We start from the raw sequence: 11,691 nt of genomic DNA on the forward strand, positions 1-11,691 counted from the left end.
CTTGACGTCGTCCCACTGAGTGGACACACTCCCTCCCGTCGGCCGTACGTCCCGTCGCTGATGCCGGAGGTCGGGTTGGTCCAGGAGGAGATCCGTCGGCGCAACGCCGGCACGCTGCTGCGGCACGTGCACCTCGGTGGCCCGACGTCCCGCGCCGGGCTGGCCGAGCGGATGGGCCTCAACCGCAGCACCATCATGGCGCTGACCACCGAGTTGAGCCGGGCGGGCCTGGTCCACGAGGAACTGCCGACCGATACCGGCCGCGCCGGTCGCCCCTCGCTGATGGTCCGGCCCTCGGCCGACCGGTTCTATGTGCTCGCCTTCGACGTGGCGGTGGACCGGCTGGTCGCGGCCCGCGTGGGGCTGGGCGGGGCGATCCTGGACCGACGCGAAGCGGTACGCCCGCGCGCCGGGCCGGACCTGCACCGCGTGGTGGCCGTCCTGGCCCGGTTCGGTCGCCAACTGCACCGTGCCGCGCCGCCGCAGGCGCGATGCGTGGGCATCGGCGCCTCGTACTGCGGGATGATCCGGCCCGGTGACGGGATGGTCCGCTTCGGACCGGACCTGGGCTGGGTGGACCAGGACTTCGGCGCGGAACTCGGCCGCCGCCTCGGGCTCGGCCTGCCGGTCGCGGTCGGCAACGAGGCCCATCTCGGCGCCCAGGCCGAGCAGCGGCGCGGCGCGGGTGTCGGCTTCGACAACCTCATCTACCTGCACGGAGACGTCGGCGTCGGCGGCGGCATCATCGTCGGCGGACGGCTGCTCGGCGGCGACGGCGGTTACGGCTGCGAGCTGGGGCACATGGTGGTGAACCCGTACGACGGACGGCCGTGCGGCTGCGGCTCGTCCGGCTGCCTGGAGGCGGAGGTGGGTGAGCGGGCCCTGCTCGACGTCGCGGGCCGCCCCGCCGAGATGGTCGGCCGGGCGGCCATCCGGTCGGTCGCCGACGACGCCGATCGCGGCGATCCGGTCGCCCGCGAGGCGTTCCGACGGATCGGGGACTGGCTCGGCATCGGCGTGGCCAACCTGATCAACCTGTTCAACCCCGGCATGGTCGTCTTCGGCGGGATGCTGTGCGACGTGTACCCGGGTGCGGCGGCCCAGGTGCGCAGCCGGATAGCCCGCAACGTGCTGCCGGTGGCCCGGGAGAGCGTGCGCCTGCGTACCGCCGCGCTCGGTGACGACGCGACATTGGTCGGCGCGGCCGAACTCGGGTTCGCCCCGCTGCTCGACGACCCGTTGGGCATCTGCGCGCCGGTGCCGCAGGACACCATCACCGGCCGGTGTGCCACACCCACGACGGCCCGCCGCGAGCCGCCCGCCCGCTGCGGCTGAGTGCCGGCGTACCGGTCGACGCCCGTCTCGCGCGCACCCCCGGACGTTGGCCGCGTCGGGGGCGTACCCGCCGGGGTGTCGACGTCCGGGCACGGCGGACCGGGCGGGTGTCGGGGCACCCGCCCGGCCGGTCACCCGGTCACGCCGGGCGACGGGTCCGCGCCGTCCGGGTCAGGCCCGGCTCCACCGTTGGTTGGCGGCGGTGTGGCAGTTCCAGACCAGGACCGTGGTGCCGTTCGCGGTCCCGTTGTTGTTCACGTCCAGGCAGAGGTTCGGGAACCGGACGTTGCTGACCGTGCCGTTGCCGTTGAAGGTCCACTGCTGGTTGGTGCCCCCGTTGCAGTCCCAGATCTGCACCGGGCTGCCGGCGGTGGCGGTGGTGGAGACGTCCAGGCACTTGCCGAGCACCTGGAGGCTCTGGCCGTTCTGGGTGAAGCTCTGGTTGCTGTTGCTGTGGCAGTCCCAGATCAGCGTGGCGGTGCCGTTGGCGGTGCCGCCGTTGTTGACGTCGAGGCACCGGCCGGAGGACTCGCTGCGCAACCGGAAGGTGGTCGGCGGGTTGGTCGTGCCGCCGCCGCTGACCCGGAAGACCGCCGTGCCGTGTGCCGGCACGCTGGCGGAGATCGCGCCGGTGCTGGTCGAGGTGCCGTTGGTCCAGGCGTCGCGGAGCGTGAACGAGCTGCCGGACTTGCCGATGGCCGCCGCCGTGGTGGACACGGTGGTGGTGGACGAGCCCTGGTTGAGCAGGGCCACCGCGACGTCGCCGTTGGCCAACCGCTTGGCCAGCACCCGGCGGGTGCCGTCGTGGGACACCTGCACGGCCTGGAGGGCGAGCGGGTCCTGGTTGATCGCGATGAGCTGCGGGTTGCGCAGGATGGCCAGGGTCGCCGCGTTGGCGTTGCGGATGTCGTTGCCGGCGATCAACGGCGAGGCCATGATCGACCAGAGCGCGAAGTGGCTGCGCATCTCGGTGTCGTTCATGCCCCCGTTGCCGACCACCATCATGTCCTGGTCGTTGAAGGCGCCCGGTGCGGCCCACGGGGCGAGGGGAACGGTGACGTTGATGATGTTCTGCACGCCCATCGGGTAGCCGTTGGTCTGCCCGGTGTTCCACGAGTTGGTGATGTCCTCGGTGGTCCGCCACATGTTGGCGATGTCGCCCCAGTTGCGCTGCGGACCGGTCTTCTCGTGGATGCTGTTCGGGTTGATGCTGTAGACGATCGGTCGGCCGGTGGCGGCCAGCGCGTCACGCATCAGGGAGAAGCCGGCCACCTGGTCGTTGATGGTGCCCCAGGGCGAGCACCAGTCGTACTTGAGGAAGTCCACGCCCCAGGCGGCGAACTGGCGGGCGTCCTGGTATTCGTGTCCGAGGCTGCCGGTGGAGCCCGGCCAGGCGCCGAAGTACTGGGCGCAGGTCTTCTCCCGGGGCACCTGGTAGATGCCGAAGAGCAGACCCCGGGCGTGCAGGTAGTCGCCGAGCGCCTTCATGCCGCTGGGGAACCGGCCGGCGTGGGCCTGCAGGTTGCCCTGGGCGTCGCGGTTCGGGTCGAACCAGCAGTCGTCGACGACGACGTACTTGTAGCCGAGGTCCCGCATCCCGGTGGAGACGATCGAGTCAGCCATCTGATGGATCAGGGCCTCGTTGATGTTGCACCCGAAGGTGTTCCAGGTGTTCCAGCCCATCGGTGGCGTACGGGCCACCCCGTTGTTGAGTGCCTGTGCGGGTCTCGGCGAGTGGAGCCCGTCGACGACGACGGCCGTGAACGCCAGCATCAGGACGCTCAGGACGGCCAACCATCGTGGTCGTGCGCGCATGCGGACCTCCTTCAAGGTCACGGGAGCCAACAGGTGTCGTCCGTCGATGACCGACGACGAGGTGCCCGTGTGGTGGTGGGGGTGGTACGACGTGCGTGGTGCGTCGCCGGGTGGGCGCACCGGTGGTGGCAGAGCACCGGCCGGGCGAGGGTGCGCCGGTGACCGGCGGCGGTCGGCCCTCGCCGTCGGCCGTGGCCGCACGGAGTCCTCGGCCGGCCACGCTCAGCATGGATGTCGCGAATGTTATCGCTGACATTCAATTCTGTAAATCACTCGGGACGGGTGGTCGAGGTGTGTGCGGCAGGTCTGCCCTCGCTCTCATCGGTCGTCGACGCGGTGATCGTGCACGTCAATGCGGAGACGGACCCTTGCGGCAAGGCGGCGTGCGTGCGGTGGAAGGACGCCGGACGCGATCTGCCTTGATCGTCTGATGAATCGCCAATGTTAACGCTCATTTGAGGGTCGGCTGAACGGACCGGTCGCCGGGGCCGATCGGTGCCGCGCCGACGGTCGGACGGTGGCGGAGGTCGGTTCCCGTGTGCCGTCCACGGTGCCCGGTGTCCGTACGGATGTGCGCAGCTCGTACCCGGGTGCCGAGACCGTGCGGGTCCGGGTGCGGCGCTCCGGCGCGGGGCGCCCCGCGCGGTGATCGTGCGGCGGTCGTCGCGCGCCCGCGTCCGCTCCGGTCCGACCGGTCCGGCACGCCGTCCCAGCAGGCCGAAGAGGGCCGGGTGCGGTCGTCGTCCCACCCTCCGGTGCGCCCCTGGCGCCCGGCTCGCGTCGGCGGGGTTCGTGCCCGGCCCCACGGTGGCCGGTGCGCCGATGAGCCGGATGCGGCATGACCTGGGGTGGGGGCGTCGCCGCGCGCCACCCTTCGGTAACCTGTTGACGACGGTCTATTCCTCGGTGTACTCCGTTACGGAGCTGTTGCCGGCAGGTGTCTTGACGGCGCAGGATGTGAGCGTTAACACTGAGGTCCGTCATCGGCCGGAGGTGAAGATGAGCGGAGTGGACGAAGCAGGCGACCGGTACGTCGTCGGCGTCGACTACGGCACCCTGTCGGGACGGGCCCTGGTGGTCCGGGTCCGCGACGGTGCCGAGTTGGGGACTGCGGTGCACGAGTACCGCAGAGCGGTCATCAGCACCGCCCTACCGGACGGCGGCACCCCGCTGCCGCCCGACTGGGCGTTGCAGGACCCCGAGGACTACCGCGACGTGCTGCGCCACGCCGTTCCGGCGGCGGTGTCCGCCGCCGGGATCGACCCGGCCGACGTCATCGGCATCGGCATCGACTTCACCGCCTGCACGGTCCTGCCGACGCTCGCCGACGGCACCCCGCTGTGCGAGGTGCCGGAGCTGCGCCAGCGCCCACACGCCTGGGTCAAGCTCTGGAAGCACCACGCCGCCCAGCCGCACGCGGACCGGATCAACGCGCTGGCCCACGAGCGGGGGGAGCCCTGGATCGGCCGCTACGGCGGCAAGATCTCGGCCGAGTGGCAGTTCGCCAAGGGCCTGCAGATCCTGGAGGAGGACCCGGAGGTCTACCGCCGGGCCGAGCGCTTCGTCGAGGCGGCCGACTGGATCGTGTGGCAACTCTGCGGCGTCGAGACCCGCAACGTCTGCACCGCCGGTTACAAGGGCATCCTCCAGGACGGCAACTACCCGTCGGCGGACTACCTGACCGCGCTCAACCCCGACTTCGGCGACTTCACGGCCAAGCTGGACGGTCCGCTCCTGCCCCTGGGCGCGAAGGCGGGCGGGCTCACCGCCACCGCCGCGACCTGGACCGGGCTGCCGGAGGGCGTGGCGGTCGCCGTCGGCAACGTCGACGCGCACGTGACCGCGGCCTCCGCCCAGGCGATCGAGCCGGGCCGGTTGGTGGCCATCATGGGCACCTCCACCTGCCACGTGGTCAACGGCACCGTCCCGGCCGAGGTGGCCGGCATGTGCGGTGTCGTCGACGGCGGCATCAGCGACGGCGCGTGGGGCTACGAGGCGGGGCAGAGCGGGGTCGGCGACATCTTCGGATGGTTCGTCACGCACGCCGCCCCGGCCGGGCTCGACTCGCACGAGCGGCTCACCGAGCTGGCCGCCGCGCAGCCGGTCGGCGCCCACGGCCTGGTGGCGCTGGACTGGTGGAACGGCAACCGGTCGCTGCTGGTCAACCACGACCTGAGCGGCATGATCGTCGGTCTGACCCTGGCCACCCGCCCGGAGGACGTCTACCGTGCGCTACTCGAAGCGACCGCGTACGGCACCAGGATGATCGTCGAGGCGTTCGTGGACGCCGGCGTGCCCGTCGACGACCTGGTGATCGCCGGGGGGCTCACCTCGAACAAGCTGCTCATGCAGATCTACGCGGACGTCACCAACCGGCCGCTGGGCATCATCGGCTCGGCCCAGGGCCCGGCGCTCGGTTCGGCGATCCACGCCGCCGTCGCCGCCGGTGCGTACCCCTCGGTCCGGGAGGCGGCGCAGACCATGGGCCGCGTGCACGAGGCCGTCTACCAGCCGGACCCGGAGCGGGTACGCGCCTACGACGCCCTCTACGCCGAGTACCGCGCCCTGCACGACCACTTCGGTCGTGGCGCCAACGACGTGATGCTGCGCCTGCGGGCGATCCGCAACGCGGCGGTCGAGTCGACCGGGTCGCCGCAGGAGACCGTGGAGGTGCCGGCATGAGCGACGACCTGACCGCACTGGTGACCGAGTTGCGTGCCGGCGTCGCCCGGCTGCACGGCGAGCTGACCCGCTACGGGCTGGTCGCCTGGACGGCCGGCAACGTCTCCGCGCGGGTGCCGGGCCACGATCTGATGGTCATCAAGCCCAGCGGCGTCGACTACGACGACCTCTCGGCCGAGAACATGGTGCTCTGCGACCTCGACGGCGTACCGGTCGAGGGGGAGTTGTCGCCGTCCAGCGACACCGCGGCGCACGCGTACGTCTACCGGGCCATGCCCGAGGTGGGCGGCGTCGTGCACACCCACAGCACGTACGCCACCGCCTGGGCGGCGCGCGGCGAGTCGATCCCCTGCCACCTGACCGCGCAGGCCGACGAGTTCGGCGGGGAGATCCCGGTGGGCCCGTTCGCGCTGATCGGCGGCGACGACATCGGCAAGGGCATCGTCAGCACCCTCACCGGGCACCGGTCGCCCGCGGTGCTGATGCAGAACCACGGCGTCTTCACCATCGGGCGCAACGCCCGGGCCGCGGTCAAGGCCGCGGTGATGTGCGAGGACGTCGCCCGGACCGCGCACCTGGCGCGTGCGCTCGGGCAACCGGTGCCGATGGCGCAGGCCGACATCGACGCGCTCTACGACCGCTACCAGAACGTCTACGGACAACGCCCCTCGCCTCCGGCGAGCTCCTGACCGGTCGCGGGTCCCGGCGACCCGCGACCTGATTCGCACCACCCGCACAGGATCCGCACCACCGACTCAGGCCACCCGTGCAGCACGGCGGGGGGCGTGGACAACCGCACCCACTCGAGGAGATCCGATGAGGAACATGCGAATGCCGATGGCGCGTCGTCGCGCCATCGCGGTCGCCGCCGCCGTGCTGCTCGCCGGCAGCGTGGCGGCCTGCGGTAACAGCGACACCGGTAGCGACGCCGGTGGCGACGACGGCAAGCTCGTCCTGGGCTTCAGCCAGGTCGGCGCGGAGAGCGGCTGGCGGACCGCCAACACCAACTCCATCAAGGAGGCGGCGGCGGAGGCGGGCATCGAGCTGAAGTTCGACGACGCCCAGCAGAAGCAGGAAAACCAGATCAAGGCGATCCGCAACTACATCCAGCAGAAGGTCGACGTGATCGCCTTCTCGCCGGTGGTGGAGTCCGGCTGGGACACCGTGCTCAAGGAGGCCAAGGACGCCGGCATCCCGGTCATCCTGACCGACCGCGCGGTGGACTCGGCGGACAAGTCGCTGTACAAGACGTTCCTCGGCTCGGACTTCGTCAAGGAGGGCCGCCTCTCCGGTGAGTGGCTGGTCGAGGAGAAGAAGGCCGCCAGCGGCGACGTGAACATCGTCGAGCTCCAGGGCACCACCGGTTCGGCCCCGGCCAACGACCGCAAGAAGGGCTTCGCCGAGGCGATCGCGGCCGACCCGAAGCTCAAGGTCATCGCCTCCCAGTCGGGTGACTTCACCCGGGCCGGCGGCAAGCAGGTCATGGAGCAGTTCCTGAAGGCCCACCCGAAGATCGACGTGCTCTTCGCGCACAACGACGACATGGGTCTGGGCGCCCTCGAGGCGATCACCTCGGCCGGCAAGGTGCCCGGCCAGGACATCACCATCATCACCATCGACGCGGTCAAGGACGGCATGCAGGCCCTGGCCGACGGCAAGTTCAACTTCATCGCGGAGTGCAGCCCGCTGCTCGGCCCACAGCTGATGGACCTGGCCAAGAAGGTCAAGGCGGGTGAGGAGGTGCAGCCGCGGATCGAGACCGAGGAGACCACCTTCACCCAGGAGCAGGCCAAGGAGGCCCTGCCCAACCGCAAGTACTGATCGACGCCCGGGGTCGCCGCGCTGACGTGGCGGCCCCGCCGCGTCGCCCATTTCCCGACGGACTGGGCGCCTGGCCCGAGACCCCCGTGCCACGTCCGCCCGGTCGGCCCCACGGCTGACCGGGCGGACGCCACGGGGGCTCCGTGGCCCTTCCGTACAGCGAGAACCCAGAAGAGGATCTGATGGGATGACGGATAGCCGTCCGGTCCTGACGATGACCGGGATCAGCAAGTCCTTTCCCGGGGTGCGTGCACTCCACAACGTCGACTTCCGGCTCTACCCCGGTGAGGTGCACGCCCTGATGGGCGAGAACGGCGCCGGCAAGTCGACCCTGATCAAAGTGTTGACCGGCGTCTACGGCATCGACGAGGGCACCATCACCCTGGACGGCGAGCAGGTCGCCTTCAGCGGACCGATGCAGGCCGCCTCGGCCGGAGTCAGCACCGTCTACCAGGAGGTCAACCTCTGCCCCAACCTCTCGGTGGCGGAGAACATCTTCATCGGCCGGGAGCCGCGTCGCTTCGGCGCCGTGCACTGGGGTGAGGTCCGGCGACGGGCCCGGGCTCTGCTGACCCGCCTGGATCTCGACATCGACGTCAGCGCGCCGGTGGCGAGTTTCTCGCTGGCCGTGCAGCAGATGGTGGCGATCGCCCGGGCGATCGACGTACAGGCCCGGGTGCTCATCCTCGACGAGCCGACCTCCAGCCTGGACGCCGGTGAGGTGGCGCAGCTGTTCCGGATCATGCGGCAGCTACGCGACGAGGGCATCGCCATCCTCTTCGTCACGCACTTCCTCGACCAGGTGTACGGCATCGCCGACCGCATCACCGTGCTGCGCAACGGCACGCTGGTGGGGGAGTACCCGACCGCCGAGCTGCCGCAGCTCGCGCTGGTGGAGAAGATGATCGGCAAGGAGCTCGACGTCCTCGAACGCATCGAGGAGCAGCCCCGGCGGGAGTTGGCGGTCCTGGAGGACGGCACGCCCTTCGTCGAGGTGTCCGACCTCGGGCGCAAGGGCGCGGTCGCCCCGTTCAGCCTGACCATCCACGCCGGGGAGGTGGTCGGCCTGGCCGGCCTGCTCGGCTCCGGCCGTACCGAGGTGGCCCGTCTGCTGTTCGGCGCGGACCGCGCCGACCGGGGCCAGGTGGCGGTCAGCGGCAACGCTACCGGTCTGCGCAACCCGGTGCAGGCCATCGACCACGGCATCGGCTTCTGCTCGGAGAACCGCCGGGCCGAGGGGATCATCGGGGACCTGTCGGTCCGGGAGAACATGATCCTGGCCATGCAGGCGGCCCGTGGCTGGCTGCGACCCATCCCACGGCGTCGCCAGGACGAGCTGGTCGCCAAGTACATCAAGGCGTTGAGCATCCGCCCGCCCAACCCCGAGACGCCGGTCCGCAACCTCTCCGGCGGCAACCAGCAGAAGGTGCTGCTGGCCCGGTGGCTGATCACCGAGCCCCGACTGCTCATCCTGGACGAGCCGACCCGTGGCATCGACATCGGCGCCAAGGCGGAGATCCAGAAGTTGGTCGTCCAGCTCTCCGACGGCGGGATGGCGGTGTTGTTCATCTCCGCCGAGTTGGAGGAGGTGCTCCGGCTCAGCCACAAGATCGCCGTCATGCGGGACCGGGAGATGGTCGCGCACCTGACCAACGACGACACCGTGGACGCCGACCGGGTCATGCAGACCATCGCCAGCGGATCCCAGCGGGAAGGGGTTGAGTCATGAGCGAGCGGAGCGAGCGAATCGGCGGGCTCAGGGCGGTGGTGCCTCATGGCGGCACGGAGCGAAGCGGAGTGCCGTCATGAGCGAGCGGAGCGAGCGAATCGGCGGGCTCAGGGCGGTGGTGCCTCATGGCGGCACGGAGCGAAGCGGAGTGCCGTCATGAGCGAACGGATCAAGCCCCTGCTCGGGCACCGGCTGTTCTGGCCGATCGCCGTCCTGGTGGTGATGCTGGCGGCGAACACGATCTACCGCCCCGGCTTCCTGTCGATCGAGATGAACAACGGCCACCTGTACGGGACCCCGATCGACATCCTCCGGTTGAGCGCGCCGCTGATCCTGGTCGCGCTCGGCATGACCCTGGTCATCTCCACCGGCGGCATCGATCTCTCGGTCGGGTCGATCTGCGCCATCAGCGGCGCCATCGCCTGTCTGCACATCAGTCAGGCACCCGACCAGAACAGCTTCGTCACGGTGGCGACCGCACTGGCGATGGCGCTCGGGGTGGCACTGGTCCTCGGTGCCTGGAACGGCGTACTGGTCTCGGTGATCGGTATTCAGCCGATCATCGCCACGCTGATCCTGATGGTGGCCGGTCGGGGACTGGCGCAGTTGATCACCGAGGGTCAGATCATCACGATCAACTCCGGCCCGTACCGGGCGATCGGTCTGGGTCACTTCCTCACCCTGCCGTTGGCGATCTTCATCGCGCTCGGGGCGGCGTTGCTGGTCGCGGCCTTCACCCGTCGTACCGCGCTCGGCATGATCATCGAGTCGGTGGGTGGCAACCGGGAGGCCAGCCGGTTGGCCGGCATCCGGTCGGGCCGGATGGTCTTCCTGGTCTACGTGGTCAGCGCGGCCTGCGCGGCGGTCGCCGGCTTCATGATGACGGCCAACGTGTCAAGTGCCGACGGCAACGCCGCCGGCCTCTGGGTGGAACTGGACGCCATCCTCGCGGTCGTCATCGGGGGCACCGCCCTGGCCGGCGGACGGTTCTATCTCAGCGGCACCATCCTCGGCGCGCTGATCATCCAGACGCTCACCACCACGGTGTACGCCATGAACATCTCGCCGCAGACGGCGTTGCTGTTCAAGGCGGTCGTCGTGATCGCAGTCTGCCTCATCCAGGCACCGGCGTTCCGCGCCACGTTCAACCGCCGCAAGCGCGGCACCCCACCCCCGCCGGCCCCGACGCCGCAGCGCCAGAAGGAGGAGGCTTCGGCATGAGCGAGCAAAGCGAGCGAATCATCAGGTTCAGCGCGATGGAGTCTCGTGGCGGCATGCAGCGAAGCGGAGTGACGGCATGAGCAGTACGTCGTTGACCACCGGGCCGAGCTGGGCGCGGCTGCCCCGGCGGCACGTGCCGGTGCTGGCCACGCTGGCCCTGCTGCTGGTCATGTACGCGATCGGTGTGTCCCAGTACCGGGCCTTCTCGAACGTCCAGGTCATCTTCAACGTCTTCATCGACAACGGTTTCCTTCTCGTCGTCGCGGTGGGGATGACCTTCGTGATCCTCACCGGCGGGATCGACCTGTCCGTGGGGTCGGTGGTCGCGATGACGGCGATGGTCTCGGCGTGGCTGCTCCAGTCGGGTCTGCCCGCGCTACTGGTGCTGGTCATCGCGTTGCTCATCGGGCCGACGCTCGGGTTCCTGATGGGCTGTGCGATCCACTTCTTCGACATCCAGCCGTTCATCGTGACACTCGCCGGGATGTTCTTCGCCCGGGGCATGTGTACGTTCATCAGTGACTCGTCGATCCGCATCACCGACGGTTTCTGGACCACGATGGCGCAGCACCGGATCGGTGATCCCGGCGGCAACTTCGTCTCGGTGAGCGTGCTGGTCGCGTTCGCGGTGGTGCTCATCGGCGCGTACGTGCTGGCGTACACCCGGTTGGGTCGCAACGTGTACGCGATCGGCGGCAACCCGCAGTCGGCGCTGCTGATGGGGCTGCCGGTGGGGCGTACCCGGATCGCGGTCTACACGATCAGCGGTCTCTGCTCGGCGATCGGCGGGATCCTGCTCTCGTTCTACACGCTCTCCGGGGCGCCGTTGATCGGGATCGGGATGGAGCTCGACGTGATCGCGGCCGTGGTGATCGGCGGCACGGTGCTCACCGGCGGTTCGGGGTACGTCTTCGGCACGGTGCTCGGTGTGCTGGTGCTCGGCGTGATCCAGACGCTGATCACGTTCGACGGTAGCCTCAACTCCTGGTGGACCAAGATCGTTATTGGCGGCCTGCTCTTCGCGTTCATCCTGCTCCAGCGCCTCATCGGCATCCGCTACAAGTGACCGCCCCTCTCGCGGAAGGCAA

At 70.0% G+C, this 11,691-nt stretch carries 8 protein-coding genes; 7 read left to right on the forward strand and 1 reads right to left on the reverse strand.

From position 1 onward, the window contains the following. Nucleotides 1-60: 60 nt before the first annotated feature. Nucleotides 61-1,335 carry an ROK family transcriptional regulator gene (locus HUT12_RS15535; RefSeq protein ID WP_176093832.1) on the forward strand — a complete coding sequence of 425 codons (1,275 nt, stop codon included), beginning with the start codon at nt 61-63 and terminating at the stop codon, nt 1,333-1,335. A gap of 171 nt (nt 1,336-1,506) precedes the next feature. Here HUT12_RS15535 and HUT12_RS15540 read toward each other — a convergent pair whose 3' ends face one another. After that, the gene (locus HUT12_RS15540) at nt 1,507-3,150 is read right to left on the reverse strand and encodes a ricin-type beta-trefoil lectin domain protein (RefSeq protein ID WP_131052432.1); all 1,644 of its coding nucleotides are present in this window, start codon (nt 3,148-3,150) and stop codon (nt 1,507-1,509) included. A gap of 999 nt (nt 3,151-4,149) precedes the next feature. Between HUT12_RS15540 and araB the strand changes: the two genes are divergently transcribed. The 6 genes from araB (at nt 4,150) to yjfF (ending at nt 11,669) form a co-directional block, all read left to right on the forward strand. Beyond that, nucleotides 4,150-5,832, forward strand: a complete 1,683-nt coding sequence (gene araB, locus HUT12_RS15545; RefSeq protein ID WP_131052431.1) for a ribulokinase — start codon at nt 4,150-4,152, stop codon at nt 5,830-5,832. Then, entirely contained in the window at nt 5,829-6,521 is a 693-nt protein-coding gene (locus HUT12_RS15550; RefSeq protein ID WP_131052430.1) for an L-ribulose-5-phosphate 4-epimerase, read from the forward strand. Before araB ends, HUT12_RS15550 begins: the two co-directional genes overlap by 4 nt. A 127-nt stretch (nt 6,522-6,648) precedes the next feature. Beyond that, nucleotides 6,649-7,653: an ABC transporter substrate-binding protein gene (locus HUT12_RS15555; protein ID WP_236145655.1), complete on the forward strand. Its 1,005-nt coding sequence runs from the start codon at nt 6,649-6,651 to the stop codon at nt 7,651-7,653. A 187-nt stretch (nt 7,654-7,840) separates the two neighbouring features. Beyond that, a complete protein-coding gene (locus HUT12_RS15560; protein WP_131052429.1) occupies nt 7,841-9,382 on the forward strand; it encodes a sugar ABC transporter ATP-binding protein in 1,542 nt (513 codons plus the stop codon). Nucleotides 9,383-9,538: 156 nt separating this feature from the next. Next, a complete protein-coding gene (locus tag HUT12_RS15565) occupies nt 9,539-10,603 on the forward strand; it encodes an ABC transporter permease (RefSeq protein WP_131052428.1) in 1,065 nt (354 codons plus the stop codon). 76 nt (nt 10,604-10,679) lie between these two features. Next, entirely contained in the window at nt 10,680-11,669 is a 990-nt protein-coding gene (gene yjfF, locus HUT12_RS15570; protein WP_131052427.1) for a galactofuranose ABC transporter, permease protein YjfF, read from the forward strand. Nucleotides 11,670-11,691 lie beyond the last annotated feature (22 nt).

The sequence above is a fragment of the Verrucosispora sp. NA02020 genome (assembly GCF_013364215.1).
Taxonomy (GTDB): Bacteria; Actinomycetota; Actinomycetes; order Mycobacteriales; family Micromonosporaceae; genus Micromonospora.